Source organism: Micromonospora sp. NPDC049374 (assembly GCF_040677165.1).
Lineage (GTDB): Bacteria > Actinomycetota > Actinomycetes > Mycobacteriales > Micromonosporaceae > Micromonospora.
In genome coordinates this window covers 16,489-39,183 of the sequence record NZ_JBFAQH010000027.1, presented here as the reverse complement: position 1 = coordinate 39,183, position 22,695 = coordinate 16,489, and the positions used below count along the sequence as shown (strand labels likewise).

Here is a 22,695-nt window from a genome sequence, read left to right as displayed (position 1 = left end):
CGTCAGGAAGGAGCCTTCCCTCTACCGGAGGCGTTGACCGGGGGTTCTTCCTTCGAGGTGACGGGCTGCCAGGCGAGCGGGGTGGAGAGCACCATCGTGCTCGACGGTTGGCCGTAGGGGGCGAGGCGGTCGATGACCGCCTCGAAGTCTCCGATCGAACCGGCCGCGACCTTCAGCACGCTGCACGCGTCGCCGGTGATCCGGTGGATCTCCAGGATTTCCGGCCACCGCGCGACGTCGGGGTCGTGCAGGATGCAGCGGGCGCCGTAACAGGACATCCGGATCAGCGCGACCACGGTGCGACCGGCCCGGGCCAGGTCGACGTGGGCGTGGTACCCGCTGATCACGCCGGTCTCCTCCAACCGGCGCACCCGTTCGGCGACCGCGGGTGGGGACAGGTGCACCCGCCGGGACAGCTCGCTGAAGGACAACCGTGCGTCGGCCTGCAACTCGCGGAGCAGGGCCCAGTCCATCTCGTCCATGCACGTGACCTTACGTCCGACAGGTCGAACCCGGCGAGCGGCTTTCGTTCCGCAGGTCGGACACGGAAAGCGCCGTTGAAGAGGCATTCCGTCCGGCCAACCTCGCGGGAGATCATGACTGGACGGGCGACCCGGAAGGAGCGGACGCATGGAGCAGACGGATCTGCGCCCCCGGACGGAGGTGCGTCCGGTCACTGCACGGCAGCGCGTGGCCCGTGCCGCACGCAACGGCGGCGAGCCCACCCTGGAATTCGCCGAGCGGGTGCCGTACGACGCGTACGTGCAGGCCAGCACGCTGCATCGCCTGCAACAGCCGCTCAGCGCCGACCCGGGCGAGATGTCCTTCCTGATGGTCAGCCAGATCATGGAGTTGTACTTCGGCCTGACCTGTCACGAACTGCGGGAGACGTCCCGGCTGCTGCGCGCCGATCGGGTGTGGGAGGCGTTGGCCCCGCTGCGGCGAGCCGCGCTGCACCTGGAAGGGCTGAACGCCGCCTGGCGGGGTCTGCGCTGGATGACCCCGGCCGACTTCAACCGCTTCCGCAACCTGCTCGGCGAGGGGTCGGGCTTCCAGTCGGCGATGTACCGCCACCTGGAGTTCCTGCTCGGGCTGCGGGACCCGGCACTGATCCGCCCGTTCCGTCGGCAGACCGAGGTGTACGCCGAGCTCACCGACGCCCTGGCCACGCCGAGCGTCTGGGACGAGGTGGTCGCCCTGCTTGCCCGGCACGGTCACGACCTGCCGGCGGACCTGCGGGAGCGGGACGTGGCCACGGAACACGAGTCGCACCCCGCCGTCGAGGCGGCCTGGGTGGAGATCTACGCCAACACCGGCCCGGACAACCACCTGCGGCTGCTCGGCGAGGCGCTGACCGAGGTGGCCGAGCAGTTCGGCGACTGGCGGCACCACCACATCAAGGCGGTGCAGCGGACCATGGGTGCCAAGGTGGGCAGCGGCGGCTCCGCCGGGCTGGCGTGGCTGCAACGCAGCATGGCCCGGGTGGTCTTCCCGGAGCTGTGGTCCGCCCGGACGGCGATGTGAGGCGGTCGTGACGACGATGAGCAACGACACCGAGGCCGAAGCACTCCGCCTCGACGCGGCGGAGCCGGGGCACCGGCACCTGTTCCACGTGCCGCCGGCCGACGGTGGTCGCTATCCGGAGGCCGCCTATCTGGCGGGCAACTCGCTCGGCCTGCAACCAAGGGCCACCCGCGACGAACTCCTGGCAGATCTGGACGCCTGGAGCCGGCTCGGCGTGGAGGGGCATCTGGCGGCGGAACGGCCCTGGCTGCCGTACCACGAACTGCTGACGGCGCCGGCCGCCCGGCTGGTCGGCGCCCTGCCGACGGAGACCGTGGTGATGAACTCGCTGACGGTCAACCTGCACCTGCTGATGGTCAGCTTCTACCGGCCGACGGGCGAGCGGACCCGCATCGTCATCGAGGACAGCGCCTTTCCGTCGGACAGCTACGCGGTGCGCAGCCAGGCACGATTCCACGGCCTCGACCCCGACAGCACGATCGTCCGGCTCGCGCCACGTCCCGGTGAGGACACCCTGCGCACCGAGGACGTCACCGGCTACCTGGCGGCCGAGGGCCACGCCGTGGCGCTGGTGCTGCTCGGCGGCGTCAACTACCTCACCGGCGAGCTGATGGACGTCCCGGCGATCACCGCGGCCGGCCGCGCCGCCGGTGCGGTCGTCGGGTGGGACCTGGCGCACGCGGCGGGCAACGTGCCGTTGTCGCTGCACGACTGGGACGTCGACTTTGCCGCCTGGTGCTCGTACAAGTACCTCAACTCGGGGCCCGGCGCGCTGGCCGGGGTCTTCGTGCACGAGCGGCACCACGGCGACGCCAGCCTGCCCCGCTTCGAGGGCTGGTGGAGCACGGCGGCGCAGACCCGGTTCGAGATGGCTCCGGTCAGTCGGCCACCGACCACCGTCGAGGCGTGGCAGATCTCCAACCCACCGATCTTCGCGATGGGTCCGGTCCGCACCTCGCTGGAACTGTTCGACTCGGTCGGCATGCCGACGCTGCGGGCGCGCAGCCTCCGGCTCACCGGCTACCTGGAGCGGCTGCTGGACGAGGTCACCGCCGACCGGCCACTGAGCGTGATCACGCCGCGTGAGTCGAGCCGGCGCGGTTGCCAGCTGTCGGTACGCATCGGCGAGGGCAGCGCCAACGAGCTGACAAAGCGACTGCGCCACGAGCACGGGGTGGTCGCCGACGCCCGGGAACCGGATGTGGTCAGGTTCGCCCCGGTACCGCTCTACTCGACGTACCACGACTGCTGGCGGGTCGCCGACGCGCTGGCCGCGACGGTTTCGGAGGTGGCCCGGTGACCCGGGAACGCGACGAGATCGCGGTCGTCGGTGCCGGGCTGGCCGGCTGTCTACTGGCCTGCTTCCTGGCGCGCCGGGGTCATCAGGTGGCGCTCTACGAGCGGCGTCCGGACCCGCGCAGCGGCACCCCCGAGCGGGGTCGATCGATCAACCTGGCGCTCTCCGAGCGGGGACTCGACGCGCTGCGTCGTATCGGCCTGGCCGAGCAGGTGATGGTGGACGCGTTGCCGATGCGGGGCCGGATGATCCATCCGGTGGCCGGGGCACCGGGATTCCAGTCGTACAGCGTCTCCGGCGACCGGGCGATCAACTCGATCAGCCGGGGCGCGTTGAACAACGCCCTGCTGGAAGCCGCCGCCAAGCTGCCGGGGGTGCGGATCGCCTTCGAGCACCGGCTGGTCGGCCTCGACCCGGCCACCGCGACGATGACCTTCGAGACGCCGCGGGGCGCGGTGACCGCGGGTGCGCGGGTGGTGCTCGGCACCGACGGCGCCGGTTCGGCCGTACGCGGGCAGTTGCTCGCCCACGACCTGGTCACCGAGAGCGTCGACTTCCTCGACTACGGCTACAAGGAACTGACCATCCCGCCGCTGGGCGGCGACTTCGCCCTGGACCCGGGTGCGCTGCACATCTGGCCGCGCGGCACCTCGATGATGATCGCGCTGCCCAATCCGGACCGCTCGTTCACCTGCACCCTGTTCTGGCCCACCCACGGCACCGCCAGCTTCGCCTCGCTGGGCAGCGCGGCGGCGATCGAGCGGCATTTCGCGCAGCACTATCCGGACCTACCGCCGATCGCCCCGAACCTGGTCGACGACTACCAGCACAACCCGGTCGGGGTGCTCGGTACGGTGCGGTGCGATCCGTGGCAGGTCGACGGGCGGGTCGCCCTGCTCGGCGACGCGGCGCACGCCATCGTGCCGTTCTACGGCCAGGGCGCGAACTGTGCCTTCGAGGACGTGGTGGAGCTGGACCGCTGCCTCGACGAGTGTGCCGGGGACTGGTCGGCGGCGCTGCCGCTGTTCCAGCACCGCCGGCAGGACAACGCCGAGGCGATCGCCCGGATGGCGCTTGCCAACTTCGTGGAGATGCGCGACAAGGTCGCCTCCCCGGTCTTCCGGGCCCGCAAGCGCGTCGAGCACGCGCTGGAGCGTGCCCTGCCCGGCCGGTACGTCTCCCAGTACGAGCTGGTGTCGTTCTCGACCGTCCCGTACGCCCAGGTGCGGCGTCGGGTCCGCCGGCAGTACCAGGTGGTCGGCCTGGCAGCGGCCGGCCTGGCGGCGGTGGCCGGCGCGGCGGTGGCGCTCGGGTTCAGGAGGCGCGGATGACGCTCTGGGATCCCCGACTGATGGCCGGACGGGCACCGGACGGTCCCGGTCTGCTCCGCAACTTCGTCGGCGGCGAGTTCGTCGACGCCGGAAACCGGTTCACCAAGCGCAGCCCGGTGACCGGCGAGCCGGTCTTCGAGGTGGTCGAGGCGGGTATGGCCACGGTGGACGACGCGGTGGCGGCGGCGCGGGCGGCGTTGCGGGGCCCGTGGGGCCGGGCGGGGGAGCGGGAACGCGCCGAGGTGCTGCGTCGGATCGCCGACGAGCTGGAGCGTCGGTTCGACGACCTGGTGGCCGCCGAGGTCGCCGATACCGGCAAGTCCATCTCGCAGGCCCGCACCCTGGACATTCCGCGCGGCGCGGCGAACTTCCGGGCCTTCGCGGAGATCGCGGCGACCGCGCCGACCGAGTCGTTCACCACCGTCACACCGACCGGTGGTCGGGCCCTCAACTACGCGGTGCGCAAGCCGGTCGGCGTGGTCGCGGTGATCGTGCCGTGGAACCTGCCGCTGCTGCTGCTCACCTGGAAGGTCGCCCCCGCTCTGGCCTGCGGTGACACGGTGGTGGTCAAGCCGAGCGAGGAGACGCCCGCGTCGGCCACGCTGCTCGCCGAGGTGATGGTGGCGGCCGGGGTGCCGGACGGCGTGTTCAACCTGGTGCACGGCTTCGGGCCCGGCTCGGCCGGCGAGTTCCTCACCCGCCATCCGGGCGTCGACGCGATCACCTTCACCGGTGAGTCGGCCACCGGCGGTGCCATCATGCGGGCGGCCGCCGACGGGGTGAAGGCGGTCAGCTTCGAGTTGGGCGGCAAGAACGCCGGGCTGGTCTTCGCCGACGCGGACCTGGACGCGGCGGTGGCCGGGTCGGTGCGGTCGAGCTTCACAAACGGCGGGCAGGTGTGCCTCTGCACCGAACGGATCTACGTGCAGCGGCCGGTGTTCGAGGAGTTCACTGCGCGGCTGGCCGAACGCGCCGGCGAGTTGGCGTACGGCTGGCCGGCCGACGAGGCGACGGTGAACATGCCGCTGATCTCGCACGGCCATCGGGACAAGGTGCTCGGGCACTACGACCTGGCGCGGGCCGAGGGCGCCCGGGTGCTCGCCGGCGGCGGGGTGCCTCGGTTCGACGACGCCCGCGACGGCGGCGCGTACGTGCAGCCGACGGTGCTGACCGGGCTCGGCCCGGACGCGCGGACCAACCGCGAGGAGATCTTCGGTCCGGTGGTGCACGTGGCGCCGTTCGACGACGAGGACGAGGCGTACGCCCTGGCCAACGGCACCGAATACGGCCTGGCGGCGACGGTCTGGACCCGTGACGTGGGCCGGGCGCACCGGGCCGGTGCCCGGTTGGACGCCGGCATCGTCTGGGTCAACACCTGGTTCCTGCGCGACCTGCGGACCCCGTTCGGCGGGGTGAAGGCCTCCGGCATCGGTCGCGAGGGTGGCGTGCACTCGCTGGACTTCTACTCCGAACTGACGAACGTCTGCGTAGACCTGTCATGAGCGAGCGTAGCGAGCGAATCATCAGGCTCAGTGCGGCCGTGTCTCATGGCGGCACGCAGCGAAGCGGAGTGGCGTCATGAGCGATCTTGAGTCGGCGGCCCGGGAACTGGCCGAGGCGCGAGACACCGGCAAGCCCTGCCCGCCGCTGCGCGGGCGACTTCTTCCGGAGGGCGACGTCGGTGCCGCGTACCGGGTGCAGCAGCGCCAGGTGGGCGAGTGGCTGGCGGCCGGGCAGCGCCGGGTGGGCGCGAAGATCGGGCTGACCTCTCGGGCGGTCCAGGAGAGCCTCGGGGTGTACGAGCCGGACTTCGGGGTGCTCACCGACGCGATGGCGGTGTCCGACGGCGCCGAGGTGACGATCGGCCGCCTGCTGCAACCCCGGGTGGAGGCGGAGGTCGCCTTCGTGCTCGGCGCCGACCTGCCCGACGAACGGGTCACCACCGCTGACCTGCTGCGCGCCGTGGACCATCTGCTGCCGGCCATCGAGATCGTCGACTCGCGGGTCGCCGGCTGGGACATCTCCATCGTGGACACGGTGGCGGACAACGCCTCCAGCGGCCTGTTCGTGCTGGGCACCACGCCCCGCCGGCCGGCCGAGGTCGACCTGCGGCTGTGCGGGATGGTTCTGGAACATGCCGGTGAGCCGGTGTCGGTGGGGGCCGGAGCGGCCTGCCTGGGCAATCCGTTGCACGCGCTGGCCTGGCTGGCCGGCACGATGGCCCGCGCCGGTGATCCGCTGCGCGCCGGTGACGTGGTGCTGTCCGGCGCACTCGGCCCGATGGTGCCGGTGACGCCGGGCGCGGCGTACGAGGCGCGGATCTCCGGTCTCGGCTCGGTACGGGCGTGCTTCTCCTCCAGGGAGGTTGACGGATGACGGGTGTGGCAGTGATCGGGTCGGGCAACATCGGCACCGACCTGATGATCAAAGTTCTGCGGCTGTCGGATTCGCTGCGGATGGTGGCGATGGCGGGTATCGACCCGACCTCCGACGGGCTGGCCCGGGCCCGCCGGCTCGGCGTGGCCACCACCGCGCAGGGTGTCGAGGGTCTGGTCGCGATGCCCGAGTTCGCCGACGTGGACCTGGTCTTCGACGCCACCTCGGCGGGTGCCCACCGGCACAACGACGCCGTGCTGCGCGCGCACGGGCGGACCGTGATCGACCTGACCCCGGCGGCGATCGGCCCGTACGTCGTACCGCCGGTCAACCTGGAGGAGCACCTGGGCGAGACCAACCTCAACATGGTCACCTGTGGTGGGCAGGCGACGGTGCCGATCGTCGCCGCGGTACGGCGGGTGACCCCGGTCGCGTACGGGGAGATCGTCGCGTCGATCGCCTCGCGGTCGGCCGGCCCGGGCACCCGGGCCAACATCGACGAGTTCACCGAGACCACGGCGCGGGCGATCGAGGTGGTCGGTGGCGCCGATCGAGGCAAGGCGATCATCGTGCTCAATCCGGCCGACCCGCCGCTGCTGATGCGCGACACCGTCTACTGCCTCTGCCCGGACCCCGACGCCGACCGCGAGGCCATCGCCGCCTCCGTCGGCGACATGGTGACCACCGTGCAGGAGTACGTGCCCGGCTACCGGCTGAAGCAGGATGTGCAGTTCGACCGCGTCGACACCTACGTGCCGTCGCTGGGGCGGCAGCTCACCGGGTTGCAGGTCTCGGTCTTCCTGGAGGTTTCCGGTGCCGGGCACTATCTGCCCGCGTACGCCGGGAACCTGGACATCATGACCTCGGCCGCGCTGCGCACCGCGCAGCGGCTGGTCGCCCTGCGGGCGGAGGTGCTGGCCCAGTGACGGAGCTGTACATCCAGGACGTGACGTTGCGCGACGGCATGCACGCCATCGCCCACCGCTACACCGTCGACCAGGTCCGCACCATCGCCGCCGCACTCGACGCCGCCGGGGTCGCCGCGATCGAGGTCGCCCACGGTGACGGTCTGGCCGGGTCCAGCGTCAACTACGGCCACGGCGCGGCCAGCGACGCCGACTGGATCGCGGCGGCGGCCGAGGTGATGACGAACGCGAAGCTGACCACCCTGCTGCTGCCCGGCATCGGCACCATCGCCGACCTGAAGGCCGCCCGGGCGCTCGGGGTGACAAGCGTACGGATCGCCACCCACTGCACCGAGGCGGACATCTCCGCCCAGCACATCTCCTGGGCCCGGGAGAACGGCATGGACGTGGCCGGCTTCCTGATGATGTCCCACATGAACGACCCGGCCGGGCTGGCCGCCCAGGCCAAACTGATGGAGTCGTACGGGGCGCACTGCGTCTACGTCACCGACTCCGGTGGCCGGCTGCTGATGTCCGACGTGGTGCAGCGTGTCGACGCGTACCGGCAGGTGCTCGCGCCGACCACGCAGATCGGCATCCACGCGCACCACAACCTCTCCCTCGGGGTGGCCAACAGCGTGATCGCCGTCGAACACGGCCGGGTCGCCGGCGACGGCCCGGCCGGGTCGCCGGCCGGCCGGACCGTCCGGGTGGACGCCTCCCTCGCCGGCATGGGTGCCGGCGCCGGCAACGCGCCCTTGGAGGTCTTCGTCGCGGTCGCCGAGCTGCACGGCTGGCAGCACGGCTGCGACGTCTTCGCGTTGATGGACGCCGCCGACGACATCGTCCGCCCGTTGCAGGACCGACCCGTCCAGGTCGACCGGGAAACCCTCTCCCTCGGGTACGCGGGGGTCTACTCCAGCTTCCTGCGCCACGCCGAACGGGCCTCGGCGCGCTACGGCGTGGACGTCCGTTCGATCCTGGTGGAACTCGGCCGACGCCGGATGGTCGGCGGGCAGGAAGACATGATCGTCGACGTGGCGCTGGACCTGGCCGGCAAGGAGAAATCATGATCGGGCAGGACATCGCGGGGATCGCCGAGACCCTCGGTACGGCTGCCGACACGGCCACCGCGACCGCTCAACTCGCCGCCGAGACCGGACTGGACGTCGACGCCGCGTACGCGGTGCAGACCGCCCTGGTGCAGCGTCGGCTGGCCCGGGGGGAGCGGCTGGTCGGGTTGAAGATGGGGCTGACCAGCAAGGCGAAGATGGCCCAGGTCGGTGTGGACGAGGTGATCTGGGGCCGGCTTACCGACGTGATGCGGGTTCCCGACGGCGGCACGGTCGACGTGGCCGAGTTCATCCATCCCCGGGTCGAGCCGGAGGTGGCGTTCCTGCTGGACCGGCTTCCCGAGGCCGGCGAACCGGTCGGTGACTTCACCGACGCGGTGCGGGCGGTCGCTCCGGCGATCGAACTGATCGACTCTCGGTACGCGAACTTCACCTTCTCCCTGCCCGACGTCATCGCCGACAACACCTCAGCCGGTGCGTTCGTGATCGGACCGTGGTCGCCGGTGCCGGACGGGCTGGAAAACCTGGGTGTGCTGCTGGAGATCGACGGGCGGGTGGCACAGGTCGGCTCCACGGCGGCCATCCTCGGTGACCCGCGACGGGCGCTCGACGAGGGCATCCGGCTGGCGGGGCGGCACGGGGTGCGGCTGCGCGAAGGGTGGGTGTTCCTGGCCGGCGCGGCGACGGCTGCTGTTCCGTTGCGTGCTGGTGCTCATGTCCGGGCGGTGGTCGAGAAGCTCGGTACGGCTTCGTTGCGGACTTCCTCGTGAGTGGTGACGGTGTGGGGGTTCCGGGCAGCCCGACCGGCTCCGGGCGGTCAGGCTTGATCCCTGCGCCGGTCGGGCTGCCCGGAACCCCCGACGTGGTCGGGCTTCGCGCGCCGGTGCCAGGTGGGTGGGGTCTGGTGCCGATGCCGATGTCGGTGGCGGTGTCGGCTGGGTGGGGGTCTGGGGTGGGTGCTGTCCGTCCGGTTCTCGGGGAGGTCTGTCGTGAGTGGGGGTGACGGGGCTCGGGTTGTTGCCGGGAAGGCGGTGCCTCGGGGGGCTTTTCCGCATGTGAAGGTGGCGGGCGGGTTCGTGTTCGTGTCGGGGACGTCGTCGCGGCGGGCGGACAATACGTTCGCGGGTGTGTCGGTCGACGAGTTCGGCACTACCGATCTGGACATCCGGGCGCAGACGCGGGCGGTGATCGAGAACATCGCGGACCTGCTGCGGTCGGTCGGTGCCGAACTGACCGACCTGGTCCAGGTGACCAGCTATCTGGTCAACATGAATGACTTCGGGGGATACAACGAGGTGTGGGCGGAGTTCTTCGACGCGACCGGGCCGACCCGGACGACGGTCGCCGTGCACCAGTTGCCGCATCCGCACCTGCTGATCGAGATGCAGGCCGTCGCCCTGCTCCCAGAAGGAGGCCAGTCATGAGTGAGATCGCCGAGCCGTTCAGCTTCCCCGGGTGGATCGCGGAGAACCAGCACCTGCTGAAGCCACCGGTGGGCAACAAGGAGATGCTGCCCGGCTCCGAGGACTTCATCGTGATGGTGGTTGGTGGCCCCAACCAGCGCACCGACTTCCACGTCGACCCGTACGAGGAGTTCTTCTACCAGGTCAAGGGCAACATGCATATCAACCTGATGCTGCCCGAGGGCCCGCGTACGGTGCACGTGCGCGAGGGTCAGATGTGGATGCTGCCGCGGAACACGCCGCACTCGCCGCAGCGACCGGAGGCCGGCTCGATCGGGATGGTGATCGAGCGGGTACGCGAGGAGGGGACGCTGGAGAAGTTCCAGTGGTACTGCCCCGAGTGCTCTCACCACGTGCACGAGGTCGAGTTGCAGGTGCGGGACATCGCCGCCGACCTGCCACCGGTCTTCGCGGCGTTCTACGCCGACGAGTCGGCGCGTACCTGCGACAACTGCGGCGCCCTGCACCCGGGCAAGGGCTGATGGTGCCGTCGGTGTCGCCGGTGGTGGACGTGCACACGCACGTCGTACCGAAGGGATGGCCGGACCTGGCCGCCGCGTGCGGCGGGTCCGGCTGGCCCTGGCTCCGAATCGACTCGGAGCGCGACGCCATGATCATGGTCGGTGAGACGCCGTTCCGCCCGGTCGGCGCGGAGTGTTGGGACGCCGACACCCGGCTGGCCGACATGACGGCCGACGGGGTCGACGTGCAGGTGGTGTCGCCCACCCCGGTCTTCTTCTGCTACGACCGCCCGGCCGACCAGGCGGTGAAGGTGGCCCGGATCTTCAACGACCTGGCCCTGGAAGTCACCGCCGCGGGCGGGGGCCGGCTGCTGCCGTTCTGCCAGGTGCCGTTGCAGGACCCGGACGCGGCCTGCGCCGAGGTGGACCGCTGCCTCGCGGCCGGCCACGTCGGCGTGGAGATCGGCAATCACGTCGGCGAGCGGGACCTGGACGACGCCGGCATTGTGACGTTCCTGACCCACTGCGCCGAGGTCGGTGCGCCGGTCTTCGTCCACCCCTGGGACATGGCCGGCAGTCCCCGGCTGAACCGCTGGATGGCCCGGTGGCTCACCGGCATGCCTGCCGAGACGCACCTGTCGGTGCTGGCGATGATCCTCGGCGGGGTGTTCGATCGGGTGCCGGACACCTTGCGGATCTGCTTCGCCCACGGCGGCGGCAGCTTCCCGTTCTGGCTCGGGCGCGCCGACAACGCCTGGCACCGCCGCGGCGATCTGGTACGCGGTGCCTCCGCCGCCCCACCCAGCTGCTACGTCGACCGGTTCTACGTCGACTCGGTGGTCTTCTCGGCTCCGGCGCTGCGGCTGCTCGTGGACACCATGGGCGCGGAGCGGGTGCTGGTGGGCAGCGACTATCCCTACCCCCTGGGCGAACGCCCGGCCGGTGCGGTGGTCCGCCAGGCCGACTTCCTCACCGATGCCCAGCGCACCAACCTGCTCTCCACCAACGCCCTCCGCTTCCTCGGTCGTAGCGGTATATAAAGAAGGGCGGATCGTATATACTCGGCTGGTGAAGACGGTTATTGATCTCGATGATGACCTGCTCGAACGAGCCCGTCGTGAGCTGGGCACCAAGAGCAAGAAGGACACCATTCATGCTGCGCTCCGGATGGTCGCCGAGCGCAGCGAGCGGATGGAGGCGATCCGGGAGTTGCTCTCCATCGATCGGGACTGGACCGGCTTGCTGGAGGATGACAAGACACCCGGCGGCGAGCGGGATGCCGCGTGACCCCTCCACCCGGCCTGTACCTGATTGACACCTCGGCCTGGGGTCGCCTCCGCCAGCCGGTCGTGGGAAAGCGGATCCTGGCGCTGCTCGAGGAGAGGCTGGCCGCGACCTGCCTTCCGTTGGATCTGGAGGACGGGCGTAGCGCCCGCGACTTCAGGGATGCCATGACGGTACGTGCCCGGCGCGCGGAGCTGATGATCGACCTTCCGATCACCCAGGCCGTGGCCACGAGAGCGCGAGACCTGCAACTCGCGTTGACCGCCCGGGGACACCATCGGGCAGCGAGCCCGGTGGATCTCATGGTGGCGGCCTCTGCCGCTGAGTACGGCGCCACCGTTCTCCACTACGACCGGGATTTCGACCTGTTGGCGGAGGTCGGTGGACCACGGTCCGAGTGGGTGTCGCCACCGGGAACCCTCTCCTGAGTGAGAGCGGGTTTGGGGTGGCTCGCCCGTAGCGGGTCGCGTCCCACAGGCGACGTCGAACGCCTGCTGCGGCCGCGACACTCGTGTCGAGGCGGCAACGAGTGGCCTGAGCGGGCAGGATGGCGGCATGGCCGAGCCGCACGACCTGACCGCGCTGGAACAGGCTGCCGCGCTAGCCCGTGGCGAACTGTCCAGCCTGGACCTCGTCGAACATCACCTGCGGCGGGTCGACGCGCTCGGCGACACGGTAGGTGCCTTCGTCACCGTCACCGCCGAACTGGCGCGTGAAGCCGCCCGCGCCGCTGACGCGACGCCGGCCGACCGGCGTGGGCCACTGCACGGGGTGCCGACCGCGATAAAGGATCTGACCCTGACAGCCGGTGTCCGCACCACCTTTGGTTCGGCCGCCTTCGCTGACTTCGTTCCGTCCGTCGACGCCGACGTGGTGCGCTTCATCCGAGCTGCGGGCCTGGTCAGTCTTGGTAAGACCACCACCTCCGAGTTGGGCTGTTCGCTGTACTCCGAGACCCTGGTGGCGCCGCCGGCCCGCAATCCGTGGGCGTTGGCGTACACCGCCGGCGGATCCAGTGGCGGCGCGGCGGCGGCCGTGGCGGCGGGCCTGGTGCCGGTGGCGCAGGGCTCCGACGGCGGCGGCTCTTTGCGGATCCCCGCGTCGCTGTGCGGGCTGATCGGCTACAAGCCCAGTCGCGGCCTGGTCTCCGGCGGTCCGCTCGGTTTCGGTGCCTTCGGCCTGCCGACCAGCGGTCCGCTCGGCCGGACCGTCACCGATGTGGCCGCGTTGCTGGACGTGCTGGCCGAGCCGGTGCCCGGCGAGCCGTACCTGCCACCGTCATCGCCGCCGGGCGGCTATCTTGCCGCCGCCCGGGCCGCCGAGCCCGGCCCGCTACGGGTCGGCCGGTTCACCGCCCCGATGCTCGCCGACGAGCCGGTCCATCCGGACTGCGTCGCCGCGGTCGACCGGGCCGCCGCGTTGCTCGCCGCCGCCGGGCACGAGGTCGTCGAGGTGCCGGCGCCGCTCGGTCCGCAAGTCTGGCCGCTGTTCGAGATCATCTGGTACGTCCTCGCGCTCGCCCCGGTGCCGCCGCAGCGGGAGTCCGAGCTGCTGCCGCTGACCCGTTTCCTGCGGACCCAGGCCGCCGGGATCTCCGCCGGCACGCTCACCGCGACCCTCGGTGAGATTCAGGCGCAGGTACGCCTCGGTGTCCGCCGTACCGCCGGCTGCGACCTGCTGCTCTGTCCCACCCTGGCGGCCCCACAGGCGCCGGTCGGCTGGTTCACCCAGGGACGTACCCCGGCGGAGGATTTCGACCGGCAACGGCGCTTCTCCCCGTACTGCGCGGTCTTCAACGTCACCGGTCAACCGTCGGTTTCGCTGCCGGTCGGCGTGACCGCCGAAGGGCTGCCGGTCGGCGTGCTGCTCACCGGCCGCTACGGCGACGACGCGAGACTGATCGCGACCGCTGCGCAACTGGAGGCCTCCAGTGGCGGATGGGATCGGCACCCCGCAGTCTGGCGGAGCGTCGGCTCCGCTAACGTGAATGACAGCGGAGTCGGGAGGTCACCGCGGTGATCCGCCACCCGACCCGATCGAAGATCTCTCTTTCCGCCTGGGGGCGTTGGGATTGTCTGTAACCGACACGTTGCTGGTCTTCGTCGGCATCCCGGCAGCCATCGTGCTGGTGATCGCCGGCCTCGTCTACGCGGGTAGCCAGGGCGGTGGTGGCGGTGCCAAGCGTTACCGGCCGGGCCGACCGTTCAACTTCACGCCGGTGTGGTTCCTCGGCCGCCCTGAGGAACTGGCCGACTCCGCGGGTACCGCGCTGTCGGTGGGGGCACAGGCGCCCGCGCTGACCAGCCGCACGCAGGAACAGGCCGGCGTCGAGGCGCCGACCGGTGGAACCGGAGGCGCAAGTGACCGTTGGTGAGAAGCAGCACGCGGCCGGGACGGAAACCCCGCCGGACGTGCTCGACGGGCCGTTCTCGACCCGCCAGCTGCTGCGCATCGACGAGGCGCTGCGCCTGGCCGACCGGACGACCGGCCTGGTCTTCTCCGTCTTCGTCGGCGGCCTCGACGAGCCGATCCGGGAGCACGCAGAGCGGCTGCACCGGCAGCTCGCCGAGCCCGACCGGTCGGTGCTGATCGCGATCTCACCCAACCAGCGTCAGTTGGAGATCGTCACCGGCCGGTACGCCCGCAAGCGCGTCCCGGACACGTACGCCAAGATCGCCGCCCTGTCGATGGTGGCCGCGTTCGGTGGCGGCGACCTGGCCGGCGGCATCATCCAGGGCCTCGACCAGCTCTCCCGCTACGCCGGCAAGGGCTGAACCCAACCTCCTACGACAAAAGCCCGGCCCGCGTCGTACGCGGCCGGGCTTTTGCGTGACCGGGATCATGCGCCCATTCTCACCGTGGCCAGGTGGACGGATCGAGCCGCATCGGCCACGGCTCGGTCACCTCGACCGGATCGTCCGGCCCGACCGTGCCGAGAAGGTTGTAGTGGACCTCCTTGACCAGTTCGTAGCGGTATACCACCGGCCCGAAGTCGCCCCGCTCCACTCGCCAGTAGTAGGGAATGCCTGCCTCGGCGTAGAGGGCGGGCTTGGCAAACCGGTCGTGTCGGCGACTGTTGGGCGACTCGACCTCGACGACGAGGGCGACGTCCGCCGGTGCTGCCCACATCCGGTCCTGGGGGGCTCCTACCTTGAGCACCGTGATGTCTGGAATCAGGTTGCCTGCCGGCACCTGCACCCCGATCTCCCGGATCACCCGCCACCCCTTCGGGGCCGCCTGACGCATCGCCATCCGAATGTCATCGGCCAACTCGTGATGATAGGGACCGGCGGGTGGGGTCACGTGGAGGCTCCCGTCGATGATTTCGTAGCGGCTTCCGTCCTCTGGCAGCTCAGAGAGATCCTGCTCCCGCCAGCTTCGCTCGGGGGGGCGCCGCTCGTGAATCGGCTGTGCCATCACGTCCACCTCCTTCCGTCACCATAACCGGCGAAGCCGGCGCAGGCTCATACCCACGCCGGCTTCAGGGTCCGCGTCCGATCAGGCCGTTCGGGCGTCCCGGGCCTGCGCGGCGAGGGCCCGGACCACGCCGTCGCGACCCTCGGCGACCAGCCGCCGCAACGGCCCGGGGTGGCCCTCCTGCGCCAGCCAGGCGTCGGTGGCCTCGACGGTGTCGTCCGCCACCAGGTACGCCGGGTACATGAGCATGGCGAACTCCTGCGCCGGCTCGCTGTCCCGGGTCGCCCAGACCTGCCCGACCGTGGCGAAGTAGCGGTCCCGGTAGGGCGTCACCAGTTCCACCTGCGTGGGGTGGCTGAAGCCCTGCAACAGCGCCCGGTGCCGCCAGTTCGGCAGCGCCTCGGGGCCGGTCAACTGCGCCCAGACGGCGGCCTTGTTCGCCTCGGTCGGTACCAGCGCGTGCGCGTAGGCGGCCTCCCGCTCACCGCTGGAGGTCTTGTCCCGGGCCAGCTCCGTCTCGATCTCCGACGCCTTGGCCACGCCGTTGGCCACCAGCGCCTGCAACACGCTCCACCGCAGCTCGGTGTCGATGGTCAACCCCGGGGTCACCTGGGTGCCCTCCAACCAGCCGCGCAGCACGGCCAGGTCCTCGCCGGACCGGGCCGCGGAGACGTACGCCCGGGCCCAGGCCAGTTGGAAGCCGCTGCCCGGCTCGGCCGCGGCGAGCGCGGTCTTCGCGGTACGGGCCAGGTCGGCCCAGCCGGTCGGCGCCCAGGCCGGGTCGGCGTAGAAGGTGAGCGCGCTGCTGACCTGACGCAGCGTCGCGGTGACCAGGTTGATGTCCGTCTCCGCCGGCAGACCGGCCAGCACCAGGGCGACGTAGTCGCGGGTCGCCAGCTCGGCGTCGCGGGTCATGTCCCAGGCGGCGGTCCAGCACAGCGCCCGCGCCAGCGACGACTCGAGGCCGGCGATGTGCTGCACCACCGTCGCCATGGATCGCTCGTCCAACCGCAGCTTGGTGTAGCTGAGGTCGTCGTCGTTGAGCAGCAGCACGTCGGCCGCGGGCACGCCGGTGAGTTGGGTGAGTTCGGTCAGTTCGCCGTCGACGTCGACCTCGTACCGCTCGCGGCGGATCAACCGACCGTCGGTGAGGTCGTAGAGCCCCACCCCGATCCGGTGGGTACGCAGGGCCGGGTGACCCTCCGGCGCCTCCTGACGGACCGCCACCCGCTGGTAGGTGCCGTCCGCGGCGATGGTCAGCTCCGGGCGCAGCGTGTTGACCTGGGCGGTCTCCAGCCACTGTGAGGCGAAGGTGGTCAACTTGCGGCCGGAGGCGGTCTCCAACTCGGACAGCAGGTCGTCGAAGGTGGCGTTGCCCCAGGCGTGCCGGGCGAAGTAGGTGCGCAGGCCGGCCAGGAACGGCTCCTCGCCGACGTAGGCGACCAACTGCTTGAGCACGCTGGCGCCCTTGGCGTACGTGATGCCGTCGAAGTTGACCTCGACGGCCTCCAGGTCGGGCATCTCGCAGTAGACCGGGTGGGTGGAGGAGAGCTGGTCCTGCCGGTAGCCCCAGTTCTTCCGGATGGACAGGAAGGTCGTCCACGCCTCGGTGAACCGGGTGGCGTGCGTGTTGCACCAGTGGCTGGCCCACTCGGCGAACGACTCGTTCAGCCACAGGTCGTTCCACCAGCGCATGGTGACCAGGTTGCCGAACCACATGTGCGCCAGCTCGTGCAGGACGGTGTTGGCCCGCTGCTCGTACTCGAAGTCGGTGACCTGTGAGCGGAACAGGTAGTGCGACTCGGCGTGGGTCACGCAGCCGAAGTTCTCCATCGCCCCGGCGTTGAAGTCCGGCACCCAGAGCTGGTCGTACTTGGGCAGCGGGTACCGCACGCCGAACTGCTCGTGGAAGAAGTCGAAGCCCTGCGTGGTGACCAGGTTCAGGTCGTCGGCGTCGAGGTACTGCGCCATGCTCGCCCGGCAGAAGTAGCCCAGGTCGATGCCGTCGTGGGTGTACCTGACCTCGTGGTACGGCCCGGCACACAGCGCGGTGATGTAGGTGCTCATCCGGGCGGAGGTGGCGAAGTGCACGGTCTTGTGGCCCTCACCGGACGCCTCCTCCCGCTCCACCGGCATGTTGGAGACCACCTTCCAGTGATCCGGGACGGTGGCGTGCCAGGTGTAGACGCTCTTCAGGTCCGGCTGGTCGAAGCAGGCGAAGACCCGCTGCGCGTCGGCCGTCTCGAACTGGCTGTAGAGGTAGGTCTCACCGTCGACCGGGTCGACGGTGCGGTGCAGCCCCTGCCCAGAGTTGGAGAACGCGAAGTCCGCGTCGACGACAAGCGTGTTCTCGCCGACCAGCCCGGTCAGCGTGAGCCCCTTCTCGGCGGTGAAGTCGGCCAGGTCCACCGGGGCGCCGTTGAGCGTCGCCGAGCGCACCGAGTCGGCCGCCACCTCGATGAACGTGCTGGCCCCCGGTTCGGCACAGCGGAACCGCACCTCCGTGGTCGACCGGAAGGTACGACCGTCAGCGGCGTGAACAGCACTGGACAGGTCCAGACTGATGTCGTACCCGGTCACGTCGAGCAGGCGGGCCCGCTCGGTCGCCTCGACCTGTGTCAGGTTGCGCACTCCCGGCACTGTTCGTCTCCATCCCACTCTCGCCGTCGTCACGGTCGCACGTTCCGTCGACCGCTTGTGACGGCCGGTCCGGGCCTGAGTCTTCCATGTACGGGTAGGCGGTGGTGGGCGAGGTCACGGCTCGATCCCCGGGCAGGTGGCAGGGGGCAGAGCAAAGATCGGAGGTACGCCGGTGAGCCGGCGTGACCATTGCGAAGGGATCCCGTCGTGAACGAGCGCGTCACCGTAGACATGTGGTTCGACCCGATCTGCCCGTGGGCGTGGCTGACGTCCAGATGGCTGCTGGAGGTGGAGCGGGTCCGCCCGGTCGACGTCCGCTTCCACGTGATGAGCCTGTCGGTGCTCAACGAGGGTCGGGAACTGTCCGACGACTACCGGGAGCTGATGCGCAACGGGTGGGGGCCGGTGCGGGTCTGCGTCGCCGTGCAGCAGCGGCACGGCGCCGACGCCGTGCGGGCGCTCTACACGGCCCTGGGTACGCGGATCCATCTCGGCAAGGAGCCGCTCGGACCGGAGCTGTACGTCGCCGCCCTGACCGAGGCCGGACTGGACCCGGCACTGGCCGAAGCGGCCGGCGACAGCGAGCTCGACACGCCGCTGCGAGCCAGTCACGAGGCCGGGATGCGGCCGGTCGGCACCGACGTCGGCACCCCGGTCATCCACGCACCCGGCCCCGACGGCCGGCAGGTCGCCTTCTTCGGGCCGGTGGTCACCCCGGCGCCCAAGGGCGAGGCTGCGGGTCGTCTCTGGGACGGTGTCCTGCTGGTCGCCGGCACCCCGGGCTTCTTCGAACTCAAACGCAGTCGCGACCTCGACCCCATCTTCGACTGAGGTGCGGGAAGGGCACCTTGGCGACGCTTGTGACACGGCCGCTCCGACGCCCGGCAGCGCCGCTGCTGCCGGGTCCGGCGTCACCGGTGCGGTTACGGACTCGTTTGTCCCGATGTCCGCAGCCCACCGCTCGTGGAGGTGCCTGGTGGCCAAGCATCGTGCCCCGGTCGACGATCGCTGGAGTCGGGAGGAGGGCGCCGGCGGGGAAGTGCCACGGCCGGCGCCGACCCCCGGAAACGGTCGGGCCGGCGGCTGGTCCGCTCCCCGGCAGGATCGCAGCCCGAATGCAGCCAGCCGGTTCGGGCGCAATGGCGCGGTGGGCGTCGCCTCAGTCCCCGCCACCTCGCGGTTGACCCCTCCCGGTCGCGAGGTCCGCAACCAGGGGCCTCGGCCGGCAATGGCGCGTCGCCCCACCGTGGCACCAGCGCTCACCGGCCGGCATCGACGGGCGGCCGAGGCCGAACGTTGAGCAGGCGACCCTGCTTTCATCTGGTGGGCTCGGGGCGGGTCCGGCGGCGGCACCCGATGCGCCGCCGGTAGCGTCAACGGTCATGACGGTCGTGCACCCGATCACCCGCGCCTGGATCACCACCGGTGGTACCGGCGCCCAGAACTACGACGAGTTCGCCGACGACGCGGAGATCACCGCGATCATCGAGGCGAATCCGCACAGCGCCCTCGGCATCGAGATGCCGCACAAGGCCCCGGAGAGCCTCGGCAGGTCGTTCGTCGACGCCCTGCCGGACGCGGTAAGCCGGCTCGCGGAGGCGAAGGCCGACGGCAGCTACACCCCGGCCGAACAGGTGGTGGTGCTGTACCGGATCAGCGCCCCGGGCGAGGAGCCGGCCTACGGGCTGTTCGCCATGGTCGACACCGATCAGATCTCCACCCGGGCCGACGAACCCGGCCTGGTCATCCGCAACGAGGACGTCTTCATCGCGAAGGTGCGCGAACGGGTCGCGCTGGCCGAGGCGTTGGGGCATCTGCTCTCACCCGTACTGCTGCTGCAGACCGGGCGCGGCGACGAGCTGCACGCCGCCCTCGCGGCCGTCACCGACACGGCCGGGGTGCCCGCCGCCACCGACACCGACCAGGCCGGCCGCACCCACGCCATCTGGCTGGTCGGTCCCGGCCGGCAGCAGGACGAGCTGACCGCGCTGGCCGGTGGGGGCGATCTGGTCGTCGCCGACGGCAACCACCGCAGCCTGGCCGCGCAGACCGGTGGGATGTCGCGGTTCCTGGCGGTCGTCACCACCCCGGCTTCGGTGGCCATCCAGCCGTACAACCGCCTGGTCAGCGAGCTGACCACCACCCCCGAGGAGTTGCTGGAGCGGCTGGCCGCCGCCGGGGCGGGGATCACCGCGTTGGACGGCCCGGCCGAGGTCCCGGCGACCGGCGGCAGCGTCGTGCTCCAGCTTCCGCACCAGGCGTACGCGGTGACGCTGCCGCACACCGGCGCCGGTCGCCTGGAGAATCTCGACCACGCCCTGGTCGAGCGGCTGCTGCTGCGCGACGCCCTCGGTCTGGATCCGGGTGACAAGCGGATCACCTACGTCGGTGGTGACTACCCGGCCAGCTGGCTCACCGGTGAGGTCCAGGCCGGTCGGGCCGAGTTGGCCATCCTCATCGCGCCGGTGACCGTCGACGACTTCGTCGCGGTGAACCTGGCTCGGGAGAAGATGCCCCGCAAGAGCACCTGGTTCACCCCGAAGGCGCGCGGCGGTCTGGTGGTCGCCGAACTGCCCGAACGGTCCTGACCCGTCCGGCCCGTCCTGTCTGCCACCCGCCCCGGCGGTGCCCGGTGGGACGGGCCTGACAGACTGCGCGGTATGCGCGTCTACCTGGGATCCGACCACGCCGGTTTCGAGTTGAAGGTGCACCTGGCCAACCACCTCGCCAAGCAGGGGTACGAGGTGGTCGACATCGGCCCGCACGCCTTCGATCCGGAGGACGACTACCCGGCCTTCTGTCTGCACGCCGGCACCCGGGTGGTGGCCGACCCGGGCAGCCTGGGCGTGGTCATCGGCGGCTCTGGCAACGGCGAGCAGATCGCCTCGAACAAGGTGGCGGGGGTGCGGGCGGCGTTGGCGTGGAACGTCGAGACCGCCCAACTGGGCCGGCAGCACAACGACGCCAACGTGGTCGCCGTCGGCGCCCGCCAGCACACCCTCGACGAGGCCACCGCCATCGTCGAGGCGTTCCTGACCACCTCGTTCTCGGGCAGTGACCGGCACGCTCGCCGCATCGCCCAGGTCGCCGAGTACGAGCGCACCCGGCAGTTGCCCGACCTTCCCTGACCCGAGGCGGGGACGATCACGCCCGATCCGGGGTGGGGGAGACCGCTCGACCCCGGATCGGGACGGGTCAGCGGCGGGGCAGTTCGTCGCGGGGGGTCCAGTTGCGGCGGACGATGACGACCCGGTCCGCCGCCGCGGCGAGATCCTCGTCGGTGGGCCGGGCGGCGTCCCGGGCCCGCATCGCGGCGGTCACGCTCACCTGCGAAGAACCGGACCCGACCAGCCCACGCAGCCCTCGCTCACCGTCCTCGGGAGCGCCGTTGCGTCGCCCACGCGGGACTTCACCGCCGTCGTGCACCCCGGCCGTGGTGGCCGCGGCGCCACCGTCGACCCCGCCACCCTGGGCACCGTGGTGCCGATGCCGTCGTCGCCGCCGTTCCCCGCCATCCGCCACCCCCCGACCGTACCCCCACGGCCAGCCACCTGCCCGCTTCGCCGATCGTGCAGTTGGGGCAGTGACAGACGGCGCTGGAGGCCCCGAATCAACGACCATTTCCGCACCATCGGCGGGCGGGACGGGTCAGAAGATCTCCATGGCGGAGGGGGCCCGGTGCCAGGTGAAGGCGGGGCCGGAGGCGGCGAGTGCGCCGGGGTGCAGCTCGCGCAGCCGGCCGGCGTCGGCCAGCGCGGCCGGGGTCACCCCGCCGAGGAAGAGTTCGCCGAGGCAGCGTACGTCGCAGGCCAGGTCGGCCGGTCCGCTCGCCGGTGTGCAGGTGGCCCCGGCCGGTCCGCCCCGCAGCCGCCACCGGCCGGTGTTCTCCGGCAGCAGGTGGTCGGTCACCTCGATGACCACGTCGACGTCGGTGGCGTAGCGCCGGGCGGCGAGCGCGGCCGGCACGTCCACCACCCGTATCCACAGCGCGTCGACCAGCCGGAAGTCGAGCCGGCGCGGTTCGTTCAGCAACCGCAGCAGCGGCTCGTCCACCGCGGCCCGCATCCAGTTCAGCCGCCGGGTCAGGTCGAGCGAGAGCAGCATCCGCCAGATCGCCCGGTACCCGGCCGAGGTGCTCGCCACCACCTCGTCGACGGTGGTGAGGCTGTTCGGGCCGGCGTCGTCCCACTCGGCCTTGGTGCGGAACAGTCCGTAGCCGTCCACACCGTCGGAGCCCTCGTGTAGTACCACCCGTCGCTCGGTGGCCCCGCCACGGTGGGCCTCCGGGTCGACCAGCACGTACCGCCACCACCGGTCGTCGCGTGCCGACCAGCCGGGACGTTCGAGGCGGACCCGGTCGTACACCCGAGCCAGGTCGGCCTGCCGGTCGGCCGGTCGGTCCAGGCGCAGCCGGCCCTCGTCCGGCAACGGTGGCGGCAGCCGCAGTTCGGCGGTTTCCCCGGAGACGTGGAACCGCTGGGAGGCCAGGCCGTAGCCGAAGCGCGGATAGATCCGGCCCTCGCTGGCCCAGAGCACCGCGACCGGCTCCCGGCGATTGTCGTAGATCTGACGTAGCTGGCGGTGCATCATCGCGGTGAGCAGGCCCCGCCGACGATGGGTGGGCGCGACCCCGACCATGCTCACGTGGGCGGCGGCCAGGTCCCCGCCGGGTACGCCGAGCTTGCGGGTGAACGCGGCGGCGGTGGCCACCAGGTCGGATCCGTCGCGTACCAGCAGGGCGCGTTCCGGCTCGAAGATCGGACGTTCGGCATCCTGGGCTTCGCTGTCGACCGGATGGTGGAACAGGGAACCGAGGAAGCCGTTCATTTCGTCGAAGTCGTCGGCGTTGGCGGTCTCGATCGCCAGGGTGGAGGTGGTCACCGCTCGTGTCTAGCCGATCGGTGTGGGTACGGCGACCGATTTG

General features: G+C 71.1%; 24 protein-coding genes. 19 read left to right on the top strand and 5 right to left on the bottom strand.

All coding sequences use genetic code 11. From position 1 onward, the window contains the following. Positions 1 to 2: 2 nt before the first annotated feature. Positions 3 to 482 (bottom strand): Lrp/AsnC family transcriptional regulator, encoded by a 480-nt coding sequence (locus tag AB0J93_RS28795; protein ID WP_363925474.1) that lies wholly within the window; start codon positions 480 to 482, stop codon positions 3 to 5. Positions 483 to 630: 148 nt separating this feature from the next. Between AB0J93_RS28795 and AB0J93_RS28790 the strand changes: the two genes are divergently transcribed. The 16 genes from AB0J93_RS28790 to AB0J93_RS28715 all read left to right on the top strand — a co-directional run bounded on the left by AB0J93_RS28790 (position 631) and on the right by AB0J93_RS28715 (position 14,488). Beyond that, positions 631 to 1,524: a tryptophan 2,3-dioxygenase family protein gene (locus tag AB0J93_RS28790; protein ID WP_363925473.1), complete on the top strand. Its 894-nt coding sequence runs from the start codon at positions 631 to 633 to the stop codon at positions 1,522 to 1,524. A 16-nt stretch (positions 1,525 to 1,540) separates the two neighbouring features. Further along, positions 1,541 to 2,824 carry a kynureninase gene (gene kynU, locus AB0J93_RS28785; RefSeq protein ID WP_363925472.1) on the top strand — a complete coding sequence of 428 codons (1,284 nt, stop codon included), beginning with the start codon at positions 1,541 to 1,543 and terminating at the stop codon, positions 2,822 to 2,824. Continuing rightward, entirely contained in the window at positions 2,821 to 4,152 is a 1,332-nt protein-coding gene (locus AB0J93_RS28780; RefSeq protein ID WP_363925471.1) for an NAD(P)/FAD-dependent oxidoreductase, read from the top strand. Before kynU ends, AB0J93_RS28780 begins: the two co-directional genes overlap by 4 nt. A 20-nt stretch (positions 4,153 to 4,172) precedes the next feature. Further along, entirely contained in the window at positions 4,173 to 5,654 is a 1,482-nt protein-coding gene (locus tag AB0J93_RS28775) for a 2-hydroxymuconic semialdehyde dehydrogenase (protein ID WP_363925489.1), read from the top strand. 76 nt (positions 5,655 to 5,730) lie between these two features. After that, complete coding sequence (locus tag AB0J93_RS28770; protein WP_363925470.1) at positions 5,731 to 6,528, top strand: fumarylacetoacetate hydrolase family protein; 798 nt, start codon at positions 5,731 to 5,733, stop codon at positions 6,526 to 6,528. Then, positions 6,525 to 7,454, top strand: a complete 930-nt coding sequence (locus tag AB0J93_RS28765) for an acetaldehyde dehydrogenase (acetylating) (RefSeq protein ID WP_363925469.1) — start codon at positions 6,525 to 6,527, stop codon at positions 7,452 to 7,454. The genes AB0J93_RS28770 and AB0J93_RS28765 overlap by 4 nt, the downstream gene beginning before the upstream one ends. Then, complete coding sequence (gene dmpG / locus AB0J93_RS28760; RefSeq protein ID WP_363925468.1) at positions 7,451 to 8,506, top strand: 4-hydroxy-2-oxovalerate aldolase; 1,056 nt, start codon at positions 7,451 to 7,453, stop codon at positions 8,504 to 8,506. The genes AB0J93_RS28765 and dmpG overlap by 4 nt, the downstream gene beginning before the upstream one ends. After that, on the top strand, positions 8,503 to 9,276 hold the full coding sequence (locus tag AB0J93_RS28755) for a fumarylacetoacetate hydrolase family protein (protein ID WP_363925467.1): 774 nt from the start codon (positions 8,503 to 8,505) through the stop codon (positions 9,274 to 9,276). Before dmpG ends, AB0J93_RS28755 begins: the two co-directional genes overlap by 4 nt. Before the next feature lie 189 nt (positions 9,277 to 9,465). Further along, a complete protein-coding gene (locus AB0J93_RS28750) occupies positions 9,466 to 9,930 on the top strand; it encodes a RidA family protein (RefSeq protein ID WP_363925488.1) in 465 nt (154 codons plus the stop codon). Next, a complete protein-coding gene (locus tag AB0J93_RS28745) occupies positions 9,927 to 10,451 on the top strand; it encodes a 3-hydroxyanthranilate 3,4-dioxygenase (protein WP_363925466.1) in 525 nt (174 codons plus the stop codon). Before AB0J93_RS28750 ends, AB0J93_RS28745 begins: the two co-directional genes overlap by 4 nt. Next, positions 10,451 to 11,470: an amidohydrolase family protein gene (locus AB0J93_RS28740; RefSeq protein ID WP_363925465.1), complete on the top strand. Its 1,020-nt coding sequence runs from the start codon at positions 10,451 to 10,453 to the stop codon at positions 11,468 to 11,470. The genes AB0J93_RS28745 and AB0J93_RS28740 overlap by 1 nt, the downstream gene beginning before the upstream one ends. Before the next feature lie 28 nt (positions 11,471 to 11,498). Beyond that, positions 11,499 to 11,717: a type II toxin-antitoxin system VapB family antitoxin gene (locus AB0J93_RS28735; RefSeq protein WP_363925464.1), complete on the top strand. Its 219-nt coding sequence runs from the start codon at positions 11,499 to 11,501 to the stop codon at positions 11,715 to 11,717. Further along, a complete protein-coding gene (locus AB0J93_RS28730; RefSeq protein WP_363925463.1) occupies positions 11,714 to 12,142 on the top strand; it encodes a PIN domain-containing protein in 429 nt (142 codons plus the stop codon). The genes AB0J93_RS28735 and AB0J93_RS28730 overlap by 4 nt, the downstream gene beginning before the upstream one ends. A 127-nt stretch (positions 12,143 to 12,269) precedes the next feature. After that, a complete protein-coding gene (locus AB0J93_RS28725; RefSeq protein WP_363925462.1) occupies positions 12,270 to 13,733 on the top strand; it encodes an amidase in 1,464 nt (487 codons plus the stop codon). 70 nt (positions 13,734 to 13,803) lie between these two features. Continuing rightward, positions 13,804 to 14,088 carry a hypothetical protein gene (locus AB0J93_RS28720; protein ID WP_363925487.1) on the top strand — a complete coding sequence of 95 codons (285 nt, stop codon included), beginning with the start codon at positions 13,804 to 13,806 and terminating at the stop codon, positions 14,086 to 14,088. Continuing rightward, a complete protein-coding gene (locus AB0J93_RS28715; RefSeq protein ID WP_363925461.1) occupies positions 14,075 to 14,488 on the top strand; it encodes a DUF5130 family protein in 414 nt (137 codons plus the stop codon). Before AB0J93_RS28720 ends, AB0J93_RS28715 begins: the two co-directional genes overlap by 14 nt. Before the next feature lie 79 nt (positions 14,489 to 14,567). Here the strand turns inward: AB0J93_RS28715 and AB0J93_RS28710 are convergent, their stop codons facing one another. Next, a complete protein-coding gene (locus AB0J93_RS28710) occupies positions 14,568 to 15,131 on the bottom strand; it encodes a Uma2 family endonuclease (RefSeq protein ID WP_363925460.1) in 564 nt (187 codons plus the stop codon). Between the two features lie 81 nt (positions 15,132 to 15,212). Then, a complete protein-coding gene (pepN, locus tag AB0J93_RS28705) occupies positions 15,213 to 17,762 on the bottom strand; it encodes an aminopeptidase N (protein ID WP_363925459.1) in 2,550 nt (849 codons plus the stop codon). A gap of 216 nt (positions 17,763 to 17,978) precedes the next feature. Between pepN and AB0J93_RS28700 the strand changes: the two genes are divergently transcribed. From AB0J93_RS28700 to AB0J93_RS28690, 3 genes are all read left to right on the top strand, one after another. Further along, positions 17,979 to 18,602 (top strand): disulfide bond formation protein DsbA, encoded by a 624-nt coding sequence (locus AB0J93_RS28700; protein ID WP_363925458.1) that lies wholly within the window; start codon positions 17,979 to 17,981, stop codon positions 18,600 to 18,602. A gap of 551 nt (positions 18,603 to 19,153) precedes the next feature. Then, positions 19,154 to 20,359, top strand: coding sequence for a DUF1015 family protein (locus AB0J93_RS28695; RefSeq protein WP_363925457.1), 1,206 nt, complete (start codon positions 19,154 to 19,156; stop codon positions 20,357 to 20,359). Between the two features lie 72 nt (positions 20,360 to 20,431). Next, the gene (locus tag AB0J93_RS28690) at positions 20,432 to 20,899 is read left to right on the top strand and encodes a ribose-5-phosphate isomerase (protein WP_204014770.1); all 468 of its coding nucleotides are present in this window, start codon (positions 20,432 to 20,434) and stop codon (positions 20,897 to 20,899) included. A 67-nt stretch (positions 20,900 to 20,966) separates the two neighbouring features. On the opposite strand, the gene AB0J93_RS28685 is transcribed toward AB0J93_RS28690, so the two are convergent. Both AB0J93_RS28685 and AB0J93_RS28680 read right to left on the bottom strand, forming a co-directional pair. After that, positions 20,967 to 21,293, bottom strand: coding sequence for a hypothetical protein (locus tag AB0J93_RS28685; protein ID WP_363925456.1), 327 nt, complete (start codon positions 21,291 to 21,293; stop codon positions 20,967 to 20,969). A 126-nt stretch (positions 21,294 to 21,419) separates the two neighbouring features. Beyond that, the gene (locus AB0J93_RS28680) at positions 21,420 to 22,652 is read right to left on the bottom strand and encodes a GNAT family N-acetyltransferase (protein ID WP_363925455.1); all 1,233 of its coding nucleotides are present in this window, start codon (positions 22,650 to 22,652) and stop codon (positions 21,420 to 21,422) included. Positions 22,653 to 22,695 lie beyond the last annotated feature (43 nt).